The organism is Streptomyces sp. CAU 1734 (assembly GCF_039888735.1).
Classification (GTDB): Bacteria; Actinomycetota; Actinomycetes; order Streptomycetales; family Streptomycetaceae; genus Streptomyces.
On sequence record NZ_JBDQQP010000001.1, the window covers coordinates 790,237 to 814,800 of the forward strand.

The following is a 24,564-nucleotide window of genomic DNA, read 5'->3' on the forward strand; positions in this document are numbered from 1 at the left end:
GACACGGCACCGGGCGTCCAGGTCGTTCGTCCAGTTGGGCGCTCCACCTGGACGCCCGGCACCGCGCCCGCTCCACGTACGTGTGGGTCGACGGCAGACGGGATGGGAGTTGGAGTGAGTGGTGGGTGCGGGTATGCCGTCGCACTCAGCCCGGGTCTCATTCACCAAAGCACGTCGCATGTCCAGATCAGCCAGAGAGCATATCCAGGATCTCCGGACCGGTGCCTGACGGTCGCGCGGCCGCTTGACTCCTCACGGAGACTCGACCGGACCAGCGGCCACCCGCCTGTGACTCGATGCGACACACGTTCAGACAGTCCATCTATCGCTAGAGACTCGACACCCCATAAAATGCGCAGTAATTAGTGACGGAGCGTCACGTCTGACGGCCTGGGTACCGTCGAGTCCATAGGGGGACGTAGTGGGATTCGAAGCAGCTAGCGACGAGGGCGCCGAGCAACTGACCCTCGGCAGCACGGACACCGTAGAGTCGGGGCCTCACGTTGCCGTGGCCGATTTCGTAGGAGTAAGGCGCGACGCTTCTGCCGTCGTGCCAGTTCGCATATCCCTCGAAATCATTGAGCGCTTCTCCGAGGGTCTCTACAGCTCGCCAAATAAGACATTCGAGGAGTTGGTTTCAAACTCCTACGATGCCGGTGCGAATAGGGTGTGGGTCCACATGCCCGCCGACCTCGAAGCGCCCCACGCGTCCATTCTAGTCATCGACGATGGCCTTTCCATGGATATCTCGGGGCTCAAAGATCTCTGGCGCATCGGCAAGTCGCGCAAGAGGGAGACAGACAAAACATCACCCCGCGTCCCTATTGGTAAGTTTGGTATTGGGAAACTTGCAACATACGTTCTCGCCGAAGAGCTAACTTACATCACGCTCAAGGACGGCGCTTACAGGGCTGTCACCATGGACTACAAGAAAGTCCAGGGCGACATGAGCGACCCGCATAATCTCAGTCTGCTAGTCATGGAGCTCACGAAGGAGGAAGCCAAGGAAGCTCTCTTGGCGAACCTACGCGACTACGGGGCTAATATGCGCCCGGTCATTGAAGCTCTATTCCCTGCATCCGAGGAAGGTCCGGAGCACTGGACCGCCGCCGTGATGACACGTCTCAAGAAGTCTGCTCACAATATCCGGCAGGGCCGACTTCGCTGGGTTTTGTCGACTTCGATTCCCCTCAACCCTTCATTCAAGCTGTACTACAACGGCGACGAAATTGAAGCATCGAAGGCGCAAGGGAAAGAGCGGTGGCGTTTCACCATAGGTGAGTCTGAATCTCAACTCCCTCGCGATCGCCAAGTAGGAAAACCCACCCAGGTGGAGATCGACGGAGAAATGGTTCCAGCGTACCAACTGCCGACGGCCGGAGCGGTTTGGGGATATGCCCAGCTATTTGAAGACGGACTACAGAAGGGCAAGAGTGAGCTGATTGCCCGCAGTCACGGATTCTTTGTGCGAGTCCGGCAGCGGCTTATCAATCTGGACGACGCCTCTTTCAATGTCGGTCCGGAACTCCATCACGGAACCCTTACCCGCTTCCATATGGTTATTAATGCCGATGACCTTGATGGATTGGTGGCGAGCCCACGCGAGAGCTTGCAGGATTCCCCGGAAGTTTTAGAACTCCGACAGTACATGCTTGCGGTCTTCAACAAGGCAAGATCAGTCACCAAGACGTCGGATGACGCCGATACCATGCCGGTCCTGACGAAGCAAGGGAGGATCTCTAACCCACCTCCCGGACTCACCCAAGGCCCGCTGAGGCGCATGGTCCGGCGAGCATCACAAGGTGACGCAGCAGTTCGAGAAGTCCTCGGCATGGATCTCTCGGATGAGCCAGAGGCGCAGACGCTCATCGCCGACAACGATGACCTACTGGAAAAGCTGATCGTAGAACCCGTTGGTGATGATCGGCGTCTCGTCAAGTACGACGTTAACCGTCGGGCCGCAATTCTCAATCAGACGCACCCCTTTGTGAGTAACTATATCGATCAACCTGGTATGCAAGAGGCGCTGCAACTCCTTGGGTTGACAGAGCTTCTCACGCAGGCGTACATGATCGATGAAAATGTTGATGCGGAGGTGGTGAATCGCATCATGAGGCGGAGGGATGCATTTCTTCGGGACCTGGTAAAGCGACACCCGAACTCAGCCCCGGTCGTTGCTCGTCAACTTCGCGATTCAAGTAGCAGTGAGACGGAGCTCGAAGACGCTGTCGCCGACTCCCTGGAAATCATGGGATATAGCGTGCAAAGGATCGGAGGAAATGGGCGCCCTGACGGGATTGCTACAGTACGGCTAGGAAGGCGCGGGAACGGCAGTGAGAGCTACGCGCTGACCTACGATGCAAAGTCCAGCGGAAAAGAGGCAAGGCAGGTCATGGGTGGGGCCTCGCCGAAGCCACCCAAGATCCAAGCCGGAACAGCCCGCACTTCCATCCTTCGTGTTCATCGCGAGAAGGCCACCGAGACTTTCAATCTGGATGTCAAGCCTTCCTACACTCTGGTTGTCGCACCGGGATTCCAGGGTGACGGTAACGAGGACGCGTTGATCGGTGCCATCTGTAAAAACGACGGGGTAACACCGATCACAATCACTGATCTTGCTCGACTCGTCGAGCTGTTCCCATTGAGGCGACTCTCGCCCCTAATCCTCCGAGGCCTGTTCCAACATCACACTCCCGAGGGCTCACGTGCATTCGTGGACGCTATTGAGGCGCAACCCGCCCCTCAGGCGCCGCCGGTAACCGAGGTAATCAACCTTCTGGTTCGCTACTCTGAGCGGAAAACGCCCGTAAGAGTCGACACGATCATGACTGCCATCTACGAACGCACCGATGGAGCCGTTGATCTGACTCCTGAGGAATTGACGGCCATTATCCGAGGCCTAGCAGCATTGGCACCCTCGAGTATCTTCTTTGATGGGCAATTGATCGCGCTTAATGCGACGCCAAAAGCCCTCTTACAGGAACTCAACAGTACCCTGAGGGACTACCCTGCGAGCCTCGCCGATGCCTACAAGGCTGCGGTGCCAACTGATCTACAAACGGAAGGGCCGGCAGCGCCGTGAAAATTCAGACCCGAGCGGCGGTGCATCCGTTCCCTGCGCGCATGGCGCCAGAATTGGTCGAGCGGAAAATCGCCACCCTTTCTTCTAATGCAGTCGTGCTAGACCCAATGATGGGTTCAGGAACATTCCCGCTCGCGGCGAACCTGTCAGGTCACACCGCTTTTGGCTGTGATACCGACCCCCTAGCCCTTATGATCACGCAGACAGTGGGCACGGATTACGATCTCTCTTCTTTTACTGAACACGCCAGGGAAATAGCGGTCCGAGCAAGCAAGCTAAAGAACGCGAACATTCAGGTGGATTCGGAAACTTCCAAATTCATCGACTTTTGGTTTGACTCGGAGACGCGATCACGCCTGTCTGCGCTTGCGGCAGAGATTACGCTTGCGCCAGAGAAACTCAAAGCTCCGCTTTGGTGTGCCTTTTCCCGGCTCATCATCACAAAGGATTCTGGCGCCTCGAAAGCTCGCGATGTCTCCCATTCTCGTCCTCACCGTGTACGAGATGCAGCCTCTTTTGATCCGATTGATAGATTCTGTGTATCGGCAGAGACTGTTGCTACTCGCGTTCGAACGCTCCGAGACAGTTACTCGGCCGCGTCAAGTAAAGCAAAGCTGACAATGCTGCGGGCAGACGCCCGCTCCTTGCCTCTGTGTAGTAGCAGTGTTGATGCAGTTATGACCAGTCCGCCATACCTGGTGGCGATTGACTATCTCAGGGGTCATCGAATGAGCCTTGTATGGATGGGTTATTCGATTTCCTATTTGCGTGGCCTGCGCTCCACAAACGTGGGATCTGAGGTGGGTATGAGGGCGGCCTCGGAGATCGAGGAAATCGCCAAATCTTCCACGCCCCCAGGCATCTCTTCTCGAGCTGCCGGAATCGTCTACAAATATGTCTCAGACATGGACTCCGTGTTCTCAGAGATCTCGAGGGTTCTTAAACCGGGGGGCACGGCGGCATTCGTAATTGCCGACGCCAAGATCAACGGCTTCGATGTCTCCATCGACCGAATACTGCAAGGCCTCGGTCGGCGCCATGAGTTCGAGCTTCGCGATCGGCATGCCCGAGAATTGCCAGAGAGCCGACGCTACCTCCCGCCGCCTCGCGGCGGCACCAACTCGCTCGATAAGCGTATGAAGGAAGAGGTGGTTCTCACCTTCGCGAGCTGAGGCAGGCTGAGCCCCCGGCGACGGACTCACGCGCCCAGACCTCTGGTCGTGTCAGCGCGCGATGCAAGGGCAAGTCGCTTTCAGCACGACACATGCGCCTAGTGCAACCAAGCCTCCTACAGCAGGAGCCGCGCGGGCTGACTGCTCCCGGGACCCGGCGCGGGTCGGGGCCGTAGGGCTGGCGGTACAGCAGCGAAGTACCGCAACCACAGCAACCGGCCCCGCCCGGTAGAGTTCCTCCGAGGCTTTGAAGTGCCCGGGATGGCTATCGCTGACCGATCCGGCTAGAGCTACGGATCAGAAGGTTGCAGGTTCGAATCCTGCCGAGTGCACATTCACGAAAGACCCCCGGAGATCATCCGGGGGTCTTTCGCGTTGTCGGCGCTGAGCCGGGCCGCGCCTTCGGGAAAACACCGGTGTACGGGTACGGGCGCCATCCGCACAGGGATGGCGCCCGTACCCGTACAACCGCCCGCGCGGGGTGTCGGCGGACGGCCTTCGGGGTGGGGCTAGCGGACGTCCACGAGGTCGCCGGGCGACGACACGGCCGCGGTGGTCGGGGTGCCGGCGAAGGTGAAGCGGAAGTAGCCGTCCGAGGCGGCCTTGACCGTTGTCTTCAGGGCGCCCGACGAGGATGACGTGACCGTCTTGACGTTGGTGTACGTCGTGGAGTTCTTCTTGCGGAACTGAAGGGTCACCTTCTGCTTGCCGTGGCCCGTGTACTTCTGGATGTTCCAGTCGGCCCGTGAGAGCAGACCGGTGACCGTGATGGTCCTGCCCTTCTTCACGGGCTCGGGCGCGGCGTTCGCGGTGAGGCGGGAGTGGCGCTGGACCTTGAAGGTGGTGGCCGCGTTCCGGTGGATGTAGTCGTGGTCATGGGCGGAGACCAGGGTGGCGAGCTTCCAGGTGCCTGCCCCGCTGTTGCCGAGGAGGATGCCGGAGCCGCCGAATCCCTCCGGGTCGAAGACCAGCGTGCCCGTGCAGGTCGACCTCGTGGCGCTCGCCGCGACGCACCTGATCTCGTCGTCCCAGATCTGGCCGTAGCTCGAACCGGGGCCGTCGCCGCTGATGTACGTCGTCTCCGCGATGCCCGAGTCGTCCGACGCGGTCACGGAGACCTTGGCGGAGACCATCTTGGTGGTACCGAGCACGACCGGCTTGCCGCCGTTGACGACGACCTTGTCGATCCTGATGTCGCCACTGCCGCCGTCAGCCGCCTGGGCGGTGCCGGCGCTCACGGCCGTGGTGAGCAGTGCCATGCCGGTGCCGAGCAGGGCGAGGCGCGTGGTTGCGCGCATGTATGTCCCCCATGGAGTCCTTGATCGATCAGGGGGAGCCTACGGTATGACCGCGATGGAACGATCGCGATAAAACTGCTGGTCGAAGGGGGGCGGGCGGGAACCCGGCGGGGTCGGTGAGGTCCCGGCGGGCAGTCCTCATGTCCGCGGGACGCCCCTGGTTGCTCCATGGGCGCGAATGGGCGGCATTACGACCGGATTCGTTTCTTGTGACCCGTTTCCGGACAACGATGAGGGCATTGACGCGCTCACAGACAACCCACAGACGATCGCGAGCGCTCTCAACCATGGGAAGCGGTTCCCGGGCTGGGGCTCTCGGCCCGGGGCGACCGGCCGCGTACCGGACGTTTGATTCCGTGCTCAGCGACATTCATCTGTGGGGGAAAAATGATCAAAAAGCCTGTTCAGCGTCTATGGCTGCCCGGCATCGCCACCGCTTCCGCGATCGCCGTGGTCGCGGGGGTCGTCGCCGCCGCGCCGGCCTCCGAGGCGGCGCCCGCCCCGGCGCCGAAGTCGAAGCTCAGCCTCATCGCCGCCTCCAAGAGCGTGGTGGTCGAGCGCGACACGGATGAGAACGGGGTGCCGAAATCCTTTGAGCTCGACCTCGGGACGTATGTCGGTGTGGAGGGCGCGCCCTTCGAGATCAGGACCACGCGCAAGTCGTACAACGACCCGCTGGTCGCACAGCAGATCATCAAGGACGGCAAGAAGACCGTCACCAAGACCCTGCCCCAGGGGATGGTGAAGGACTTCTCCGGGCTGCCGGGCTTTGTCCAGGTCACCCTCACCGACTCGGCGGGGAGGACGGCGCTGTCCAGGTCGGAGTCCTTCTGTCCGAACAACGCGTCCGCGCGGATCAGCCCCGGCTCGCCCGTCCACGCCAAGTATCCGGAAGGCTGCCCCACCAACCCGTTCACCCTCGGTTCGGTGTGGGGGATCCAGAACGGCTGGGGCACGAACACGACCCATCCGGACTATCAGGAGAACGTCCCGGCCACGGTCGGGGACGGTACGTACACGGCGAAGATCTCCGTGGCCAAGAAGTACCGCGACGCCTTCGGGATGGCCGACAAGCCGCAGACGGTCAAGGTGATCGTACGCACCCTGAAGCCGCCGGCGGAGGGGGGCGAGCGGGCATCCGCCAAGGGCGCGCATGCCGGCCACGGGGCGGGGCACTCCGGGCACGGGGCGCATGGGCGGGCCGCGGGAGAGGAGAGTCCCGTCGGTCTGGGGCTGGCTCACCTCAAGGGGCACGAGGTCATGACGCTCCAGTCGCCGGCGGTGCCGCATGCGCTCACGAAGACGAAGGGCCGCACGGCGGCGGCCGCCCTGACCGGTGACGGGCCGGGGCGTACGGACGGGTCGCGGAACATGTCCGCGCTCAAGCCCGCCGCGAAGCGTCCGGCCGGCCGGGCCGTCGTGCCGAAGGGGGTGCCCAAGCCCGATCTGCGCACGCTGCCCGCCTGGGACATCTACACCGACACCGACCCGGCCGGCGAGGGCAGGGCCGGGGATCACCTGGCCTTCAGCAGCACCACCTGGAACGCGGGCCCTGCGGAACTGATCGTGGACGGTTTCCGCAAGCCCGGTGACGAGCTGATGAAGGCGTACCAGTACTTCTACGACACCAAGGGCAAGCAGGTCGGCTCCGCGCCGGCCGGCACCATGGAGTGGGACCCGCGTGAGGGGCATCTGCACTGGCACTTCACCGACTTCGCCGCGTACCGCCTGCTCAAGGCGGACAAGAAGGAGGTCGTGCGCAGCGACAAGGAGGCGTTCTGCCTGGTCAACACCGATGATGTCGACTTCACGGTGAAGAACGCCAACTGGCTCACCCAGAAGACCAGCCCGACCGGCGAGTGCGGCCAGCGCAGCGCGCTCTCCGTGCGGCAGGCGCTCGGGGTCGGCAACGGCGACACCTACGGGGGCTCGCTGCCCGGTCAGTCCTTCGACATCACGACCGTGCCGAACGGAACCTACTGGATCCAGGTGGTCGCCAACCCGTCCAAGAAGCTGCACGAGACGGATCTGAAGAACAACACCTCGCTCCGCAAGGTCGTTCTCGGCGGCAAGCCGGGGGCCCGTACGGTCACCGTCCCCCAGCACGGACTCGTCAAGTCCCGCTGACACCCTCCCTCCGCAGCCATCCGGGCCCGGTCGCGCGCACTCGCGCGGCCGGGCCCGGTGGTGTGCGCGAGGGGCGTTGTCGGACCCGGGTGGCATGGTGGAGGGCATGGGGATGCCGGAGGGGGACGGCCGGGGCGGACCGGCCGAGCTGGTGGAGCGGGTGGACGAGCGGGACCGGGTGATCGGGGTGGTGGAGCGGGGGGAGGCCATCCGGCGGGGGTGGCCGCACCGGGTGGCCGTGGTGGTCTGCCGGGATACGGAGGGGCGGATTCTGGTGCACCGGCGGCCGGGCGGCGTCTCCCGGTTCCCGGGTCGGTACAACTGGCTCGTGGGCGGTGCCGTGGAGGTGGGCGAGAGCTATCGGCAGGCGGCGGAGCGGGAGGCCGGGGAGGAGCTGGGGGTACGGATCGAGGCGCGGTTCCGCTTCTCGTTTCTGTGCCGGGGGGAGCTCGGGCCGTACTGGATCGGGGTGCACGAGGCGGTGCTCGGCGAGGAGATCCGGCCCGATCCGGACGAAATCGCCTGGTGCGGCCGGCTCACCGAGGAGGAGCTGTCCGCCGCCGTCCGGCGGTGGCCGTTTGTCGGCGATTCACTGGAGGTACTGGCGCGCTACCTGGCACTCCCCGGGCCATGACTGGCCGCGGGCGAATGGATTCGGACACGGCTGCCACATGCGGATCTGGGCTCTGGCGTGCGGCTGAGGGGACGGGGATGGGCGCCCGATACGGCTTGAAGTCGGCGTATCGATCCCGGCACAGTCACTCCGCTCCGGTACTGTCCCGGTTTTCGGTCACAACTGTGCGCCCGGAGGTGCGTATGACGTGGCGGTGCTCCGGGCTCGGGTGGCCGCAAGAGGCGCGGATGGCCGTCCTGCGCTGGGAGGGCGGGCGGATCAGTCCGCTCCTTCCCGGCAGGACGCTCGGGTTCCGCGCCGAGGGCATCCGGCTGTGCGTCGGGGCCAGGGGCAATGCCTGCCCACTGCGCGCCCCGGTGTCCGGCCGTTCCGGGCGGGCGCGGTGTCCCGAGTGCGCGCGGCTGGACCGGGCGCACTCGGTGGCCGCCGACACCATCGCCGACGATTCGCGCACCTACCGGGTCTATCTGGCCTGGTTCGGGCCGGGCATGGTGAAGGTCGGGATCACGGGCGAGGAGCGCGGGGCGGCCCGGCTGCTGGAGCAGGGGGCGGTGGTCTTCAGCTGGCTCGGGCGCGGGCCGCTGATGGCGGCCAGACGGACCGAGGAAGTGCTCCGTTCCGCCCTCGGCATCCCCGACCGGATCCCCTACGCCGACAAGCGCGCCGTCCGGGCGGCCCTGCCCGGCCCGGACGAGCGTGCCCTGGAGATGGCGGAGCTGCACCGGAGCGCCCTCGCCGTCGGCAGCTGGGCCGAGACGCTCCAGCCGCTGGAGTACGAGCCGGTCGATCACTCCGACCGGTTCGGGCTGGCCGGGCTGGCGGAGGTGACCGCCGCGGCCGGCGGCACGGCCGTCGTGCGCGAACTGGTGACCGGCGGGGCCGTGGGCGGCACCCTGGTCGCCGTCGCCGGGCCCGATCTGCATCTGCTCACCCCGCGCGACGGGCTCGTCGTCCTCGACACCCGGCTGATCACCGGCTGGTCGCTCATCGGCGCCGATCCGGCCGCCGGGGTCTCCGTGCCGCTCGCCGAGGCCGGTGTCGGGGCGGGTGGCGCGGGCGGGGCCGGGGCGGGTGTGCAGGACGGTCTGTTCTGATCCGAGGGGGATGGACGGCCGGTCCGCGGGTGCGCGGGCCGGACTGCGCCGGCTGTTCCCGGACTGTTCCGGACCGCGGGCCCCCGATCGGCGGACGGCCCTGTTCCGGTTCGCGGGGCGGGCGCTTTCGCCACCCCGCCCTCGCCCGGCCACGCGCATGCACGGACGATACGACGCGACACCACACGACACCCGAACCGGCGATCACCAGGCAGGCATCATGACCGAGGAAAATTCCAGACCCGTATCCGCCCCCGAACCGCCCTACTACACCGTCGTCTTCACCAGTAAGCGGACCGCGAATCCCGACGGGTACGAGGAGGCCGCCCGCCGCATGGCCGAGCTCGTGCGCCAGGTGCCCGGATTCCTCGGGATGGAGTCGGCCCATGTGCCGGGCGGGCTCGGCATCACCGTCGGATACTTCCGCGACCTGGAGGCCATCGCCGGCTGGCAGCGCGATCCGGAGCACCAAGAGGCCCAGCGGCGCGGCCGGGCCGAGTGGTATCAGTACTACTCCGTGCACATCGGGCGGGTCGAGCGCGGCTACTCCTTCGAGCGGCGGGAGTGAACGGATGGCGGAGCCCCCACCGGGACCCCCACCTGCACCCGCACCCGCACCCGGACCCGGACCCGGACCGGAGTCGGGAACGCGCGCCGGCGAGCCGGAGACCCGCGATGTGAGGGAGTTCGTCCGGAGGCTCGGGCTGCCCGGACTCCAGGACATCCACACGCACTTCATGCCCCGGCGCGTCCTCGACAAGGTATGGGCCCACTTCGACTCCGCCAGACCGCTCACCGGGCTGGAGTGGCCCATCACCTACCGATACGAGGAGGAGAAGCGCCTCGCGCTCCTCCGCGCCCTCGGGGTGGTCCGCTTCACCGCCATGCTCTACCCGCACAGACCCGGCATGGCGGAGTGGCTGAACGACTGGTCCGCCGGCTTCGCCGCCCGCACCCCCGACTGCCTGCACACCGCCACCTTCTTCCCCGAGGAGGGCGTCCACCGCTATGTGCGCGAGGCCGTCGAGCGCGGTGCGCGGGTCTTCAAGGCGCATCTCCAGGTGGGCGGTTACGACCCCGGCGATCCCCTGCTCGAACCCGTCTGGGGACTGCTGGCCGAGAGCGGCGTCCCCGTGGTCACCCACTGCGGTTCCGGCCCCGTCCCCGGCCGCCACACCGGCCCCGGACCCATCGGCCGGGTGCTCGCCCGCCACCCCCGGCTGCGGGTCGTCGTGGCGCACATGGGCATGCCCGAGTACACCCCGTTCCTGGATCTGGCCGAGCGGTACCCGGAGCTCCGCCTCGACACCACCATGGCCTTCACCGGCTTCGGCGAGCGCCTCGCGCCCTTCCCCCGGGCCGAGCTGAGCCGGCTCGCCGCCCTCGGGGACCGGATCCTGCTCGGCAGCGACTTCCCCAACATCCCCTACCCGTACGCCCATCAGCTCCACTCCCTCGAAGCGCTCGGGCTGGGGGACGACTGGCTGCGCGCGGTCTGTCACGGGAACGCGCTGCGTCTCTTCGGCCCGCCGGCCGGATCCTGACCTTTCTCAGGGAATTCACAGCAACGGTCAAGCCCGCTTTCACGGTTGCCGGTGAGAGTGGGGTCATGACCGTCACCTCGCGCCACGCGCGCACCGAGATGCTCAGGCCGGACGGGAGCCCCGTCCGGGTGCTCGTCGTGGACGACGAGGCGGCGCTGAGCGAACTGCTGTCGATGGCGCTGCGCTACGAGGGGTGGGAAGTGCGCGGTGCCGGCGACTGCGCGGCTGCGGTCCGCGCGGTGCGGGAGTTCCGGCCCGATGCCGTCGTCCTCGATGTGATGGTGCCGGGGATGGACGGACTCGCCCTGCTCGGACGGCTGCGGCGGGAGGTGCCGGAGCTGCCGGTGCTCTTCCTCACCGGTGGCCGGGACGGCGGCCGGGACAGCGCCGGGGACCGGATCGCCGGGCTCACCGCCGGCGGCGACGAGTGCGTCACCAAACCGTTCTCGCTGGAGGACGTGGTGGCCCGGCTGCGCGGTCTGATCCGCCGCGCCGGGACCGCCGCCGCGCGCGGCGAGTCGCTGCTCTCGGTCGGTGATCTGCTGCTCGACGAGGACAGCCGCGAGGTGAGCCGGGGCGGGCAGTCGATCCATCTGACGGCCACCGAGTTCGAGCTGCTGCGCTATCTGATGCGCAACCCCCGGCGGGTGCTCAGCAAGGCGCAGATCCTGGACCGTGTCTGGTCGTACGACTTCGGCGGCCAGGCCAATGTGGTCGAGCTGTATGTGTCCTATCTGCGGAAGAAGATCGACGCCGGCCGGCCGCCGATGATCCACACCCGGCGGGGTGCCGGGTATCTGATCAAGCCGGGCGAGCCCGGTATCTGACCCGTCGCCGCAGCCGCGAGAGCCCCCGTCCCCGGGTACCCCCGCGTGATATCACCGGGCCCCCGAACAACTCCCTATACGGCGTAGAAGAAAGCCCTGTACGGTGTACGAGGAATTTCCCGTACACCGTACAAGGAGTGCCGTATGACGGCCGCGGCCGAATCCCTGCAAGCCCCCGTGGGCCGCCATCCGCAGCGCTGGCTGATCCTCGGGGTCATCTGTCTCGCCCAGCTCACCGTGCTGCTCGACAACACGATCCTCAGCGTGGCCATCCCCTCCCTCAACCGGGAACTGGGCGCCTCGGCCACCGACATCCAGTGGATGATCAACGCCTACTCGCTGGTCCAGTCCGGGCTGCTGCTCACCGCGGGCAACGCCGCGGACCGCTATGGCCGCAAGAAGCTGCTCGTCGCCGGTCTGGCGCTGTTCGGCATCGGCTCGCTGGCCGCCGCGCTCGCCGAGACCTCCGGGCAGCTGATCGCCGCCCGGGCCGGCATGGGTGTCGGCGGTGCGCTGCTGATGACCACGATCCTCGCCGTCATCATGCAGATCTTCGACGAGACCGAGCGGGTCAAGGCCATCGCCCTCTGGTCCACCGTGACCTCCCTCGGCTTCGCCGCCGGTCCGCTGATCGGCGGGGTGATGCTCGATCACTTCTGGTGGGGCGCGATCTTCCTGATCAACCTCCCGGTCGTCGCGCTCGCCCTGGTGGCCGTGATCGCCCTTGTACCGGAGTCGAAGAATCCACTGGGCGACCGGCCGGACCTCGTCGGAGCGCTGCTCTCCACCATCGGCATGACCGCCTCCGTGTACGCGATCATCTCCGGACCCGAGCACGGCTGGACCTCCGCCCAGGTCATCGCCTCCGCCTCGGCGGGTGTGCTCGTGCTCGGCCTCTTCGTCCTCTGGGAGCTGCGGATCCCGTATCCCATGCTCGACATGCACTTCTTCCGCGACCAGCGGTTCGTCGGCGCGGTCGCGGGCTCGATCCTGGTCGCCTTCGGCATGGGCGGCTCGCTCTTCCTCCTCACCCAGCACCTCCAGTTCGTCCTGGGGTACGGGCCGCTCGACGCCGGTCTGCGGACGGCTCCGCTGGCGCTCACCATCATCGCCCTCAACATGACCGGCGTCGGCCCCCGGCTGCTGATCCGGCTGGGCACCCCGGTGACGATCGCCATCGGCATGGCGCTGGTCTCGGCCGGTCTCGGGGCCATCGCGGTGCTCGGCGGGGAGAGCTACGGCGGGATGTTCCTCGGCCTGGTCGTCATGGGAGCCGGAATCGCGCTCTCGATGCCCGCCATGGCCAATGCGATCATGAGCGCCATCCCGCCGGCGAAGGCGGGCGTCGGGGCCGGGATCAACGGCACCCTCGCCGAGTTCGGCAACGGCCTCGGCGTCGCCGTGCTCGGCGCGGTGCTGAACTCCCGTTTCGCCGCGCTCGTACCCGGTGTGGCGGGCGCCGCCTCACTGCCCGCGGCCCTCGCGGCGGCGGACGGTGCCGATGAGCGCCGGCGGGTCTCGGAGGCGTTCGCCTCCGGGCTGGAGACCAGCCAGCTCGTCGGTGCCGGGGCGGTGCTCGCGGGCGGTCTGCTGGCCGCGCTGCTGCTCCGGCGCGCGGAGCGCGCACCCGCCGCCGGCGCCGCCGGCGGTATCGACGGTGCCGCGGGCGGACCGGGGGAGCGGGCTGGGAAAATGACGGGGGCGGGGGGCGCGGAGCCGGGTGATCACGACCCCGCGCACAAGTCGGCGACATAGCATCGGAGCCGGGCGGATTCGCCCATTCCGGCCATGGCCGGATCCGCTCGCCGGGTTCGTTCAACGGGTATGACCGAGGAGAGTGGCTCGATGGTGAGTGCGGCCGACCGCGCGAAGGGTTCCGTGCGGACCAGTGTGTGGCTGGACGGCAAGGCGGACCGGGGCCGCAGGTCCGGCGGCCAGCCCGTCGCCCTCGACCGCGAACGGATCGTCGGGGCGACGGTCCGGCTGCTCGACGCCGAGGGCGACGCCAAGTTCTCGATGCGGCGCCTCGCGGCCGATCTCGAAGTCACCGCGATGTCGGTCTACTGGTACGTGGACACCAAGGACGATCTGCTGGAGCTGGCGCTCGACGCCGCCTTCGGGGAGTTCCGGCTGCCGGATCTGAGCGATCCGGCGGCCTGGCGCGATCAGCTGCGGACGATGGCCGACGAGTACCGGTCCGGGCTGGTCCGCCACCCCTGGGTGGCCGCGCTGATCGGCAGCTTCCTCAACATCGGCCCGAACTCCATGGCCTTCTCCCGGGCCGCGCTCCAGGTGATGCGGAACTCCGGCCTCTCGCCCGAACGGCAGATGGCCGGACTGTCGGCGGTATTCCAGTTCGTATACGGATTCGGCACGATCGAGGGCAACTTCATCGCCCGGTGCGCATCGGCCGGGGTGAGCCAGGACGCGTACTTCCGGCAGGCCATGAGTGCGATCGAGACGGACCCCGACCCGGATGTACGGGAGTATCTCGCCGACGCCTCCGAGGTCATCGGCGGGGACGGGAGCGAGGACAGCGTGCCGGTCATGCGGGACCAGCACTTCACCTTCGCGCTGGAGCTGCTGATCGCGGGCATCGAGGCGATGGCGGAACGGGAGTAGCCCGCGGGACCGGGGAGCCGGCCCCGCGGGCCACGCGCATTCCGCCACCTCTCCCGCTATGCCTTCCGGCCGGCCGCGCCGGCCGCTTCCGGAACCGCGGCCGGCGGCCCCGCCGCCGCCGGAGGGCTCGTGGCACCGCCCTTCAGCGCGACCTCCCTGATGAAGAGCGTCACCACGAACGCCAGCAGCGCGAACGGCGCCGAGTAGAGGAACACATCCCCGACCCCGTGCCCGTACGCACTCTCCATCACCGCCCGCAGGGGACCCGGCAGCGCGGCCGGATCCGGGATGCCCCCGCCGTCCGCGACGCCCTCGCCGAGGGCCGCCCCCTTCGGGCCGAGCGCGGCCAGTCCGTCCGCCGTGTACTGGCCGACCCGGGTGGACAGCAGCGCGCCCAGCACCGAGACACCGATCGCGCCGCCCAGCGAGCGGAAGAAGACCACCACCGACGAGGCCGCGCCCAGGTCCCCGGGCGAGACCTGGTTCTGGGTGCACAGGACCAGGTTCTGCATCATCATGCCGAGGCCGAGGCCCATCACGAGCATATGGACGGCGAGCTGCCAGTACGGCGTGTCGTACCGCATCGTGCCCAGCAGCCCGAGGCCGGCCGTCGCCAGGGCGCCGCCGCAGACCAGCCAGCTCTTCCAGCGGCCGGTCCTGGTGATGACCAGGCCGGAGACGGTGGAGGAGAGCACGATGCCCACGATCATCGGGATGGTCATCACCCCGGACATCGTCGGCGACTCACCCCGCGCCAGCTGGAAGTACTGGCTGAAGAAGACGGTGCCCGCGAACATCGCGACACCGACGAAGAGCGAGGCCAGCGAGGAGAGCGCGATCGTCCGGTTGCGGAACAGCCGCAGCGGGATGATCGGGTCGCTCGCCCGTGCCTCGGTGCGCAGGAAGCCCGCGCCGAGCACCAGCGCACCGCCGACCATGGCGGCGCTCTGCCAGGAGACCCACGCGTACTTGTCGCCCGCGAAGGTCACCCAGATCAGCAGCAGCGAGACGGCGGCGGTGATCAGGAAGGCACCCGTCCAGTCGATCCGCACCCGCCGCCGGACCACCGGCAGCTTCAGCGTCTTCTGGAGGACCACCAGGGCGATCAGCGCGAACGGCACACCGGCGTAGAAGCACCAGCGCCAGCCGAGCCAGTCGGTGTCCGTGATGACCCCGCCGAGCAGCGGTCCGCCGACCGTCGCCAGCGCGAAGGTCGCGCCGAGATAGCCGCTGTACCGGCCGCGCTCCCGGGGCGAGATCATCGCGGCCATGATCACCTGGGACAACGCGGTGAGTCCGCCGACGCCGATGCCCTGGACGACCCGGCAGGCGATGAGCATGCCGGTGCTCTGGGAGAGCCCGGCCACCAGCGAGCCCGCGACATAGATCAGCAGGGCTATCTGGACCAGCAGCTTCTTGCTGAAGAGGTCCGCGAGCTTGCCCCACAGCGGGGTGGTCGCCGTCATCGACAGCAGGGCGGCGGTGACCACCCAGGTGTACGCGCTCTGTCCGCCGTCGAGATCGGTGATGATCTGCGGCAGGGCGTTGGAGACGATCGTGGACGACAGGATCGCGACGAACATGCCGAGCAGCAGGCCGGAGAGCGCCTCCATGATCTGCCGGTGGGTCATGGGCGGTGCGGCGGGCGGCCCGTCGCCGGCCCGGGCGTCCCGCACACCGGGCGGTGTGGTCATGGCCATGGAGGGTCCTTTTCTCATGATCCGTGGCGGGTGAGGGGTACGGGGACGGTGTCCGCCGCGGACCGGGGGACGGACCGGCCGCCGATCGCCGCGGTGTCGCTCGCCGTGGGGCCGGCCGCCGGGGCGCCGCTCGGCGTACTCGCGCTTGTCGCACCGGCGCTCACCACGGCACCGCTCGCGCCGGCGAAGGAGTCACGGAGCCGGGTGAGCATGGTGATCAGCTCGCCGACCTCCTCCGGTGACCAGTCCCGCAGCCGGTCGGCGAACATGTCGGCGGTGCGCCGGTGGAGCCCGGCGAGCATCTCGCGTCCGCCGGGGGTCAGCCGCAGAATGCGGGACCGTCCGTCATCGGGGTCGGGGGAGCGCTCGACCCAGCCGTGTTCGACCACATGGGCCACATGCCGGCTGGTCACGGAGGTGTCGATGGCCAGCAGCTCGGAGAGCCGCCCCATCCGCATCTCCCCGTGCCGGGCGAGCAGCGAGAGCACGGCCGCCGCGCCGGACGGGCACTCGGCGGGCAGCAGCCGGGTGAGCTCGCGGCGCAGCCCGCCGATGGCACTGAGCTGGCGGGCCAGTTCCGCGTACTGACTCTGTGCGGCCATGGCCGAGTCCTCCCCATCATCTTGTTGCTTAGAGCAACCATAGAGTTGGTTGGTTGCTGAAGGCAAATAAAACGGCGGGAGGGCCGGTCCGTGCCGGGGTGCGGGAGCGCGCCGGGGCCCGCCCGGGGTTGGGCCCCACACCCGGGTTCGCTAGGGTCGTGCCCCATGGCACACAACCCCCATGCTCCTCAGGGCCAGAATCCGCAGGGCAACCACGACCCCGCCGGAAGCACGCAGATGTTCCGCGCCTTCGTCGACGAGGGCGCGCCGCAGGGCGGCGGGCGGCGGCAGGCCGCCGCCGCGCAGTCGTCCGGTCCCAGGACCGGTGTGATCGTCGGCGTCGTCGCGGCGATCGTCGTACTCGCCGCGGTGGCCTGGCTCGCCCTCGCGTGAACCGGCCGCGGTGATCGCGTCCGCGTCACCGTGCAATGCCGGTCACCATGAAGTCCCGGTCACCGTGAAGTCCGGGTGGCCGTGAAGTCCCGTGTCCCGGCGCGTGTCCCCGGTGGTATCCGCCGGGCGGACACGCGCACCGGCCGGGCGCGGTGAAGAGGCGGGCCGGGAGAGGCCATGCCCCGGAGCGGCGGGTGTCGCGGGCCCGTTCAGGATCCGCCGTACGCCCCCGGCTTCCCCGGGCCGTCCCCGTACCGCCGGCCGGTGGCCGTGCGGCCCCCGCGCTCCCGGGCCGGAGACCGCTCCCCGGCACCGCCGCCATGCCGTCGCGGCAGGGCGGTTGACGTTCTGTCAGCGCGGAGCCGGCGTCAGTCGGCGATCAGACCGTCCCGCAGCTGTGCCAGGGTGCGGGTCAGCAGCCGTGAGACATGCATCTGGGAGATGCCGACCTCCTCGCCGATCTGCGACTGGGTCATGTTCGCGAAGAACCGCAGCATGATGATCTGCCGCTCGCGGGGCGGGAGTTTGGCCAGCAGCGGCTTCAGGGACTCCCGGTACTCCACGCCCTCCAGCGCTGAGTCCTCGTAGCCGAGTCGGTCGGCCAGCGAGCCCTCGCCGCCGTCGTCCTCCGGGGAGGGGGAGTCCAGGGAGGAGGCGGTGTAGGCGTTGCCGACCGCGAGGCCGTCGACGACCTCCTCCTCCGACACCCCGAGCACGGCCGCGAGTTCGGGCACGGTCGGGGAGCGGTCGAGGCGCTGTGCCAGGTCGTCGCTGGCCTTGGTGAGCGCCAGCCGCAGCTCCTGGAGGCGGCGCGGCACCCGCACCGACCACGAGGTGTCGCGGAAGAAGCGCTTGATCTCGCCGACCACGGTCGGCATCGCGAACGTGGGGAATTCCACGCCGCGTTCGCAGTCGAAGCGGTCGATCGCCTTGATCAGGCCGATGGTGCCGACCTGGACGATGTCCTCCATCGGCTCATTACGGCTGCGGAAGCGGGCCGCCGCGTACCGGACGAGAGGCAGATTCAGCTCGATGAGCGTGTCGCGCACATAGGTGCGCTCCGGGCTGTCGACTTTCCCGTCGGGTCCCTCCGCGTCCAGTGCGCGCAGGCGCAGGAACAGCGAACGGGACAGCGTACGAGTGTCGATGGCCTCCGAGCTGTCAGGCGTGACAGGTGCGGGCACGCTCTTTGTGAGCGTGAGCACCTTCGAGCTGCCCTGTTCTGCGGACATGCCACCCCCTTGAGGTCGCGGACGGTCGCGGTGGCCGCGACCAACGGAGGAACGCAGCCTGAACCTGAAATACCGGCCACGAGGCTGCGGCAAACGCGTCTCCCGCAGAATGTCACATGTCGGCAACACGTCGAATGGATTTATCGACATGAGTTGAGGGGATCGCCGCAGGAAGCAAGGGGTGTACAAGGGTTGTTGAGAGGGAAAATCGCCCAACCGGGGTATACCCGTTCCGGCTACGCCTCGATCCTGTTTGCGGATCGCAAACGCGCGAAACTTCTGGCCAGAAGCCTTGACACGTGCATCTGAGAGACCCCCAGTTCCTGGCTGATCTGCGACTGCGTCAGATTGCTGTAGTAGCGGAGCATCAGGATCCGCTGCTCCCGCTCGGGTAGCTGGACCAGGAGATGGCGGACCAGATCCCGGTGCTCCACACCGGCCAGCGCGGGGTCCTCGTACCCGAGCCGGTCGAGGAGTCCGGGCAGGCCATCGCCCTCCTGGGCGGCCTCCAGGGAGGTCGCGTGGTAGGAACGCCCGGCCTCGATACAGGCGAGCACCTCGTCCTCGCCGATCTTCAGCCGCTCGGCGATTTCGGCGGTGGTGGGGATGCGGCCGTGGAGGGTGGTCAGGTCCTCGGTCGCGCCGTTCACCTGGACCCAGAGCTCATGGAGCCGGCGCGGAACATGGACAGTGCGAACATTGTCGCGAAAATACCGTTTGATCTCGCCGACGACGGTGGGCATAGCGAAGGTCGGGAACTGCACGCCCCGGTCCGGGTCGAACCGGTCGATGGCGTTGATCAGCCCGATGGTGCCGACCTGGACCACATCCTCCATGGGTTCATTGCGGCTGCGGAAGCGGGCGGCGGCGTACCGCACCAGCGGCAGATTCGCCTCGATCAGCGCCCCGCGGACCCGGGTGTGCTCGGGGGTGCCCGGTGTCAGCTCCTTCAACTCGCCGAAGAGCACCTGGGTCAGTGCCCGGGTGTCGGCGCCCCGGGTGCTCGGCGCCCGGCCCGGGATGGTGCCGGTCAGGGTCATGGTCACCGTGCCGGAGTCCTCGGTGATCAGGGTGACGATGTCGGCATCGGCCGCTTCCGCCCCGCCCGCCGGGGCCGCCGGGGTCATCGGGGCCGCTGCGCCCGCAGGGTCCGCCCCGCCTTCGGCGGGGTCCGGGCCGCCCGGCCCCGGGGTGTCGTGCGCGCCGCCGTCGGACGGAGTGTCCGGGCGCTCTTTCCGGGGCGGCGCCTGAGGTGCGGTACTGGCCGGCACGTTACGCCACCCCTTTGCGGTCAACTACGGTCAACTCATCCATCAAAAGCGGTCATAGCATCACAAGACATGTCCACTGTGTGCAAGCACCGGATATCGCCGTGTTGAAGGCAAGTTGGCTTTTAAACCTCAAACAGCCCCATGGGGGAGCGGGAGGAGCGCCGTGCCCGCCCCGCGCCGGGTGCGGGCGGGCCCGCCGCGGGCATGCGGAAGCGAGCGCGCGGGAATGACCGGCGTACGGGCACGGCACACCGCCGGGTGGGCGTACGGGAGGGGAGCGCGCGGCCGGGACACGGCTTCCCCCGATGGCTCAGGGCCGCCGGATGCCCGGGATGGCCGCCGTGCGGAGAGCGACCGCCCCCGCCGCGCGGAAAACCCCGCCCTGAAGGAAGGGGGCGGGGAGGAAAAGGGAGAGAAAGAGGGGCCGGGTCAGACCTCGTAGTCGGCGATCACCCACGTGGCGAACTCTCGCCACTGTGCGGCGGCGGCCTGGTGGGCCGGGTGCTCGATGTACCGCTTCAGCGCGTCCAGGTCCGCGACGGCGGAGTTGATCGCGAAGTCGTAGGCGATGGGCCGGTCGGTGATGTTCCAGGCGCACTCCCAGTGCGTCAGCTCGGGCACCACCCCGTCCAGCTCGGCGAATGCCCTGGCCCCGGCGACCACGCGCGGCTCGTCGGGCCGCACGCCGTCATTGAGCTTGAAGAGAACCAGATGACGGATCACGGGGAAGCTCCTCGCCGGGTGGCTGGCCGGGCCGGGGAGCTAGTTGACGAGTTCGGTCATGAACTCGCCGACTCCCTTGGCCGCGCTGGATATGCCCTCGAAGCCTATCTCCACCAGATCGGCCGCCTTCGACGGGGACGTGATGATCGTGTACAGCACGAAGACCACGATGATGTAGAGAAAGATCTTCTTCGCTTGCGCCATCGGTCTCATCCTCCCCGGCGATCCCCTGTGGCCCCTTCGCTCTCTGATCCCTGCGTGATCGTGGAGAGTCGCGGAAGTCTAACCGAGCCTTTAAGGACCAAGGGCCCGGAGATCTGGGCCGTTTGCCGCCCGTGCCCGCACCGTCCGGGGAGCACGATGGAGGCGAGCCCGCACACGGATCTGGCAGGAATCCGGCGGGCACGGGACCGGCCCGACACATGGCCCCGCCGCTTGCTCCCCCGACAGCGGCACCGGGCCCGCCGGACCGGTCTCCCGGACAGGTGGGGGCGGCCTTCCCCCGTAGCCGCTCCCACCGCCCCGATACGGAAGAGCCCCGGTCACCCTCATCGGCCGGGGCTCTTTCCCATGCTCTCCTCCCGCGCCGGCGCCTGGTGCGCCCGTGCGCACAGTGCCCTCTGGTACTGCGTTTTCGCAGCTCAAGAGGGGGTTCGCGTGCTCCCGCACGAGCGTTGCGAAGACCGTGCGAAAGCGGTGGAGCCCGGGACCGGCAGCTTCGGAGGTCTCTCTCAATCCTTGCCGTCCGCGCGCACATCGCCCGACATGAGCAGATCCGCCAGCTCGGCCCGGTATCCGTCGAGTGTCGTGATGACCGAGGCGTGGATCCTCCGGCGCTCGTCCAGCTGATGCAGCAGCCGGCCGATCCGCTCCCGCTCGGCATCCGGGGGGATGAGAACCGGCAGCCTGGCCAGATCCCTTGCGGAGACATGGCGCACGGCGGTCCCCAGGGCGCGCCGGTCGATCCAGTTCTGTGTTCCGGAGCGGGTCAGGAAGCCGAGAAGATAGTCCGACCACTCGGGGTGGTGGGGCCGGATCCGTACGAGATGGGTGCCGAAGAGCCAGCCGTCCTCCGCCGCCGTGATCAGCGCGCACCGGCCCACCGTGCCGCTGCGCGTCATCACCAGGTCCCCGGCCCGGAGCCGGTAGCGTGCATACGCCCTCGCCTCCTCCAGGGAGATCGTTCCGGTGCCCTCGTGCAGGATTCGGTGCCCGCTCACATTTCTCGCGCGGACCACGGGAATGCCCGCCGAGGGCTCGCCCGCCGCCTCGCGCCATTTGCCACCCGGACCCGTGGTGATCTCGGCCAGCTCACCGAGGGGCACCTCCCGCCACTCGAGGGGCGTCGAGTCCGAGGGGCCCCGGTCGGCGATCGGAACCGCTGTCCACGGCTCGACCTTGCAGAGGCTCGCCGCGTCGGTGCTCAGCTCCCACAGCTGTTCCTCCGCCTCCGCGAGCCGCTCCAGCCGGAGGGCAAGATTCCGTTCGGTGGATCCCGGATCCACGAACGGGGTGTCCGGACCCACCAGGGCGTGGGGGGTGAGCCGGTACTCCCATTCCCCGATCTCGTCGAGGCCGAGCGCGCGGGAGGGTACCGGCGGGGCGTTGATGGCGGCCGCGTCCCCACTCCCACCGCTTCGCCAAGCGGTGTACGTGGCGACCAGAGCGGCGATGTCCGCGTCGGTGAATTCACGCGAGGTCGGGCCGGTCATGCCGCCGAGCGCCGAGCCGTCGATGAAGAGGACATCCCGGCCCTGGACGCTCGGAAGAGGGCGGGACAGCATCCAGATGCTGACGGGGATCGCCGTGTCGGTGAAGAGGTGAGAGGGGAGCTCGATGACACATTCCACGACACCGTCCCGGATCATCCGGGCCCGGATCTCCTGCGCGCGGCCACCTGCGGAACCGGCACCGTTCGGCATCACCACCGCCGCCCGTCCGCCCGGGGCAAGCAGTTCCACCACATGCTGAAGCCAGGCGAGGTCGCCTCGTGAGCCGGGGGGACCGTAGGGCCAGGGCCGCCGTCCCCGCGCCTCGCGGGCCGCGTCGGACAGCTTGAACCCGAAAGGCGGATTGGTCGCGACCCAGTCGACTCCCTGCGGATCGCCGGGGCCGGCGTGCGGGTCCTCAATCTCCATGCCATGCCGGAGGACCGTCTGTCGCGCGCCGTGGAGGGTGAGGTTCATCCCGGCGAGAGTCAGGGCGTCCCCGCTGGGTGTCGAGCCCGTGACCAGCGGCGCTCCCCGAGCGGGCAGCGCCGCCAGCAGAGCCGTCAGCACCTCCCCGGCCCGGCAGAAGGGATCGTGCACCTGCTTCGGCGGAGGACCTGTGGCGGCCAGCAGCCGGGCCATTGTCTGTGCGACGGACCTGGGTGTGAAGAACTCGCCTCCGTCCCTGCGCCCCTGTGTGCTGCGGTAGTGGTCCACCAGCAGATCGAAGACCGCCGCGCACTCCTCCCGTCGCGCGGGAATCCACTGAGAGACGAAGTCCGCGAGGGCCGGGGTTTCCCGGTGGCCGGCGATCCGGGGGGCGAAGTCGAACAGGGTCAGCGCCTTGCGGTACGCCTCCGGCTCGCGGGCATCGGGAGCTGTCCCCCGGGTGTAGACCAGCGCGAGCAGCAGCTTCAGGTACTCGTCGGAGACGAGCTCCCCGCGGAATCGATCCTGCCGGTCCAGGAGCCGCCCCACGAACTCCGGCGCGTTGAACCGGTCGTCGCCCAGTCCTCTGCGGAAGCGGTCGCCGAACGTCGCACCGGAGGGTTCCCCGTCCCGCCGTCCGTTCGCGGGAATCCTGCGCCGGTCCAGCCAGGCGGCGATTCGGTCGGCCCGGAAGACATCGATGCCCGGGCGGTCGGAGGACTGCGTCGGCTCGGGGAAATCGTGGTGCCGTCGTTCCCAGTTGGTCACGGCGGGACGCTGGACGCCCGTGAGGCGCGCGATGTCGCCGCGGGTGACGAGGTACCGGCCGAGATCGGTCACGGAATGCTCCTCCGGATCAGAAACGGGTGGGCCGGGTGCCGGCGAGCGAGGCGGCACGGTCGGCCAGGACCTCGGGGAAACGGTCCCTGGCCTTGGCCTCCACCGCCAGCTCGGGGCTGAGGTATCCGAGCATGCGGTAGATCTTGGCATGGTCGGCCGCGAGATCACGGTGGTGCACGGGCTCGTGGTGCATGATCCGGTTCCGCATCAGCACCAGCGACGAGAGGCCGTCGTGAAGTTGCCTGCGCGGCTCGTCCAGCAGCGGAAACGCCCTGTGCAGAGTGGGCACCCACAGACTCCGGTCGTATCCCCGGCTCAGCAGAGAGACCCAGAAGCCGAAGGACAGCTCCGCGATGACGGCGTCCGACGTGGGGACGGTCCCTCTGCGCTCGCACTTTCGCCGGGCCTCGGCCACCAGCCGCCGGGCGTGGTGGTCCAGAGGAGCCGTCTCCCACCAGTCGGCGCGGTTGTACGCCTCGCTCAGCCGGTCGTGCAGGGCGTTGCGCAGAGCGAGTTCAAGGCAATGCAGCGGACCGTACAGTGCGGCACATGCCGTGATGTTCCACCAGTACAGGCGGACAGCGGTCTGCGGATCGCCCTGCGCGGCCACGACATACCTGCTCAGACGCGGGCGGGAAAAAGCACGGACCAGCCACACCGGCAGTTTCTCGATCATGGACGTCCCCCTCCGGACATGGCTCCGCCCAAGCGGGCCGGTTACAGGAATCGGCGGCGGTGGTACGGTGGCGAGGAAAGCCCCGGGTCCGCCTCTGCTCTGCATGCCACCCGGGGCACGGCTTTTTCGAACCCCCGGCAGCGCGCGGCTGCCGGGGGTTTCGCCTTTTGCCGGCTTCCCTCCGTGACGGAACGACCGTAGCGAAGGCGTCCCGGCATGCGCAAGCGCAGTGCCATGCGCGTGAAACTGTTAATGGTGTCGGTGCGGGGCGAGCGCGCTCTTCGCGGCGCCCTGACCCGCCCGCTCTCCGGGAGTGGGGGAGTTGGGCGCGCGGGAGTGGTGTGGGCGCCTTGCGCGCCCCCGGTGCGGGCATGCAAAAACACCCCCTGAAGGCGTTTCCGCAGTTCAGGGGGTGTTAGAAGCGGTAGCGGAGGGATTTGAACCCTCGGTGAGTTTCCCCACACTCGCTTTCGAGGCGAGCTCCTTCGGCCGCTCGGACACGCTACCGGGAGAGAGCTTAGCCCAAGGTGGGCCGTGCTCCGAAATCGGTATCGCCGAGCGGGGCGCGGCGGGGGCGCGGAGCCCCGGC

The 24,564-nt window shown here is 68.1% G+C and carries 20 protein-coding genes and 1 tRNA gene; 11 read left to right on the forward strand and 10 right to left on the reverse strand.

Annotated elements, in window-relative coordinates:
- The first annotated feature begins 421 nt into the window (after positions 1-421).
- Together AAFN69_RS03320 and AAFN69_RS03325 are read left to right on the forward strand one after the other, a co-directional pair.
- Entirely contained in the window at positions 422-3,082 is a 2,661-nt protein-coding gene (locus AAFN69_RS03320; RefSeq protein ID WP_347726681.1) for an ATP-binding protein, read from the forward strand.
- Positions 3,079-4,254: a hypothetical protein gene (locus AAFN69_RS03325; RefSeq protein ID WP_347726682.1), complete on the forward strand. Its 1,176-nt coding sequence runs from the start codon at positions 3,079-3,081 to the stop codon at positions 4,252-4,254. Before AAFN69_RS03320 ends, AAFN69_RS03325 begins: the two co-directional genes overlap by 4 nt.
- 509 nt (positions 4,255-4,763) lie before the next feature.
- Here the strand turns inward: AAFN69_RS03325 and AAFN69_RS03330 are convergent.
- Positions 4,764-5,552, reverse strand: coding sequence for a calcium-binding protein (locus AAFN69_RS03330; RefSeq protein WP_347726683.1), 789 nt, complete (start codon positions 5,550-5,552; stop codon positions 4,764-4,766).
- 387 nt (positions 5,553-5,939) lie between these two features.
- Between AAFN69_RS03330 and AAFN69_RS03335 the strand changes: the two genes are divergently transcribed.
- The 8 genes from AAFN69_RS03335 (at position 5,940) to AAFN69_RS03370 (ending at position 14,400) form a co-directional block, all read left to right on the forward strand.
- Positions 5,940-7,679 carry a lysyl oxidase family protein gene (locus AAFN69_RS03335; RefSeq protein WP_347726684.1) on the forward strand — a complete coding sequence of 580 codons (1,740 nt, stop codon included), beginning with the start codon at positions 5,940-5,942 and terminating at the stop codon, positions 7,677-7,679.
- A gap of 112 nt (positions 7,680-7,791) precedes the next feature.
- A complete protein-coding gene (locus tag AAFN69_RS03340) occupies positions 7,792-8,313 on the forward strand; it encodes an NUDIX domain-containing protein (RefSeq protein WP_347726787.1) in 522 nt (173 codons plus the stop codon).
- A gap of 227 nt (positions 8,314-8,540) precedes the next feature.
- Positions 8,541-9,407, forward strand: a complete 867-nt coding sequence (locus tag AAFN69_RS03345) for a DUF2797 domain-containing protein (RefSeq protein WP_347726685.1) — start codon at positions 8,541-8,543, stop codon at positions 9,405-9,407.
- Positions 9,408-9,627: 220 nt separating this feature from the next.
- Complete coding sequence (locus AAFN69_RS03350; RefSeq protein WP_347726686.1) at positions 9,628-9,975, forward strand: antibiotic biosynthesis monooxygenase; 348 nt, start codon at positions 9,628-9,630, stop codon at positions 9,973-9,975.
- A 109-nt stretch (positions 9,976-10,084) separates the two neighbouring features.
- A complete protein-coding gene (locus AAFN69_RS03355) occupies positions 10,085-10,951 on the forward strand; it encodes an amidohydrolase family protein (RefSeq protein WP_347726687.1) in 867 nt (288 codons plus the stop codon).
- Positions 10,952-11,016: 65 nt separating this feature from the next.
- Positions 11,017-11,778, forward strand: coding sequence for a response regulator transcription factor (locus AAFN69_RS03360; protein WP_347726688.1), 762 nt, complete (start codon positions 11,017-11,019; stop codon positions 11,776-11,778).
- A 144-nt stretch (positions 11,779-11,922) separates the two neighbouring features.
- Positions 11,923-13,533, forward strand: a complete 1,611-nt coding sequence (locus AAFN69_RS03365; RefSeq protein ID WP_347726689.1) for an MFS transporter — start codon at positions 11,923-11,925, stop codon at positions 13,531-13,533.
- 90 nt (positions 13,534-13,623) lie between these two features.
- Positions 13,624-14,400 carry a TetR/AcrR family transcriptional regulator gene (locus AAFN69_RS03370; RefSeq protein ID WP_347726788.1) on the forward strand — a complete coding sequence of 259 codons (777 nt, stop codon included), beginning with the start codon at positions 13,624-13,626 and terminating at the stop codon, positions 14,398-14,400.
- A 56-nt stretch (positions 14,401-14,456) separates the two neighbouring features.
- On the opposite strand, the gene AAFN69_RS03375 is transcribed toward AAFN69_RS03370, so the two are convergent.
- Together AAFN69_RS03375 and AAFN69_RS03380 are read right to left on the reverse strand one after the other, a co-directional pair.
- The gene (locus AAFN69_RS03375; protein WP_347726789.1) at positions 14,457-16,094 is read right to left on the reverse strand and encodes an MDR family MFS transporter; all 1,638 of its coding nucleotides are present in this window, start codon (positions 16,092-16,094) and stop codon (positions 14,457-14,459) included.
- A 20-nt stretch (positions 16,095-16,114) separates the two neighbouring features.
- A complete protein-coding gene (locus tag AAFN69_RS03380) occupies positions 16,115-16,702 on the reverse strand; it encodes a MarR family winged helix-turn-helix transcriptional regulator (protein WP_347726690.1) in 588 nt (195 codons plus the stop codon).
- Between the two features lie 165 nt (positions 16,703-16,867).
- Here AAFN69_RS03380 and AAFN69_RS03385 point away from each other — a divergent pair, with 165 nt between their 5' ends.
- On the forward strand, positions 16,868-17,095 hold the full coding sequence (locus AAFN69_RS03385; protein WP_347726691.1) for a hypothetical protein: 228 nt from the start codon (positions 16,868-16,870) through the stop codon (positions 17,093-17,095).
- A gap of 368 nt (positions 17,096-17,463) precedes the next feature.
- On the opposite strand, the gene AAFN69_RS03390 is transcribed toward AAFN69_RS03385, so the two are convergent.
- From AAFN69_RS03390 to AAFN69_RS03420, 7 genes are all read right to left on the reverse strand, one after another.
- Positions 17,464-18,327, reverse strand: a complete 864-nt coding sequence (locus AAFN69_RS03390; RefSeq protein ID WP_347726692.1) for an RNA polymerase sigma factor SigF — start codon at positions 18,325-18,327, stop codon at positions 17,464-17,466.
- 236 nt (positions 18,328-18,563) lie between these two features.
- Positions 18,564-19,367 carry an RNA polymerase sigma factor SigF gene (locus AAFN69_RS03395; RefSeq protein ID WP_347726790.1) on the reverse strand — a complete coding sequence of 268 codons (804 nt, stop codon included), beginning with the start codon at positions 19,365-19,367 and terminating at the stop codon, positions 18,564-18,566.
- Between the two features lie 660 nt (positions 19,368-20,027).
- Positions 20,028-20,321, reverse strand: a complete 294-nt coding sequence (locus AAFN69_RS03400; protein ID WP_347726693.1) for a Dabb family protein — start codon at positions 20,319-20,321, stop codon at positions 20,028-20,030.
- Positions 20,322-20,360: 39 nt separating this feature from the next.
- Positions 20,361-20,525, reverse strand: coding sequence for a hypothetical protein (locus AAFN69_RS03405; RefSeq protein ID WP_347726694.1), 165 nt, complete (start codon positions 20,523-20,525; stop codon positions 20,361-20,363).
- A gap of 527 nt (positions 20,526-21,052) precedes the next feature.
- On the reverse strand, positions 21,053-23,299 hold the full coding sequence (locus AAFN69_RS03410) for an N-6 DNA methylase (protein WP_347726695.1): 2,247 nt from the start codon (positions 23,297-23,299) through the stop codon (positions 21,053-21,055).
- A 16-nt stretch (positions 23,300-23,315) separates the two neighbouring features.
- Positions 23,316-23,975 (reverse strand): hypothetical protein, encoded by a 660-nt coding sequence (locus AAFN69_RS03415; protein WP_347726696.1) that lies wholly within the window; start codon positions 23,973-23,975, stop codon positions 23,316-23,318.
- 422 nt (positions 23,976-24,397) lie between these two features.
- Positions 24,398-24,482 (reverse strand) — tRNA-Ser (locus tag AAFN69_RS03420).
- Between the last annotated feature and the right edge of the window lie 82 nt (positions 24,483-24,564).

What these genes read in the sequence shown, in the direction of transcription:
- AAFN69_RS03415 (WP_347726696.1), bottom strand. Translation starts at nt 23,975, where the DNA reads ATGATCGAGAAACTGCCGGTGTGGCTGGTCCGTGCTTTTTCCCGCCCG.
- AAFN69_RS03340 (WP_347726787.1), top strand. Translation starts at nt 7,792, where the DNA reads ATGCCGGAGGGGGACGGCCGGGGCGGACCGGCCGAGCTGGTGGAGCGG.
- AAFN69_RS03365 (WP_347726689.1), top strand. Translation starts at nt 11,923, where the DNA reads ATGACGGCCGCGGCCGAATCCCTGCAAGCCCCCGTGGGCCGCCATCCG.
- AAFN69_RS03335 (WP_347726684.1), top strand. Translation starts at nt 5,940, where the DNA reads ATGATCAAAAAGCCTGTTCAGCGTCTATGGCTGCCCGGCATCGCCACC.
- AAFN69_RS03385 (WP_347726691.1), top strand. Translation starts at nt 16,868, where the DNA reads ATGGCACACAACCCCCATGCTCCTCAGGGCCAGAATCCGCAGGGCAAC.
- AAFN69_RS03330 (WP_347726683.1), bottom strand. Translation starts at nt 5,552, where the DNA reads ATGCGCGCAACCACGCGCCTCGCCCTGCTCGGCACCGGCATGGCACTG.
- AAFN69_RS03405 (WP_347726694.1), bottom strand. Translation starts at nt 20,525, where the DNA reads ATGGCGCAAGCGAAGAAGATCTTTCTCTACATCATCGTGGTCTTCGTG.
- AAFN69_RS03370 (WP_347726788.1), top strand. Translation starts at nt 13,624, where the DNA reads ATGGTGAGTGCGGCCGACCGCGCGAAGGGTTCCGTGCGGACCAGTGTG.
- AAFN69_RS03360 (WP_347726688.1), top strand. Translation starts at nt 11,017, where the DNA reads ATGACCGTCACCTCGCGCCACGCGCGCACCGAGATGCTCAGGCCGGAC.
- AAFN69_RS03390 (WP_347726692.1), bottom strand. Translation starts at nt 18,327, where the DNA reads ATGTCCGCAGAACAGGGCAGCTCGAAGGTGCTCACGCTCACAAAGAGC.
- AAFN69_RS03380 (WP_347726690.1), bottom strand. Translation starts at nt 16,702, where the DNA reads ATGGCCGCACAGAGTCAGTACGCGGAACTGGCCCGCCAGCTCAGTGCC.
- AAFN69_RS03375 (WP_347726789.1), bottom strand. Translation starts at nt 16,094, where the DNA reads ATGACCACACCGCCCGGTGTGCGGGACGCCCGGGCCGGCGACGGGCCG.
- AAFN69_RS03395 (WP_347726790.1), bottom strand. Translation starts at nt 19,367, where the DNA reads ATGACCCTGACCGGCACCATCCCGGGCCGGGCGCCGAGCACCCGGGGC.
- AAFN69_RS03350 (WP_347726686.1), top strand. Translation starts at nt 9,628, where the DNA reads ATGACCGAGGAAAATTCCAGACCCGTATCCGCCCCCGAACCGCCCTAC.
- AAFN69_RS03345 (WP_347726685.1), top strand. Translation starts at nt 8,541, where the DNA reads ATGGCCGTCCTGCGCTGGGAGGGCGGGCGGATCAGTCCGCTCCTTCCC.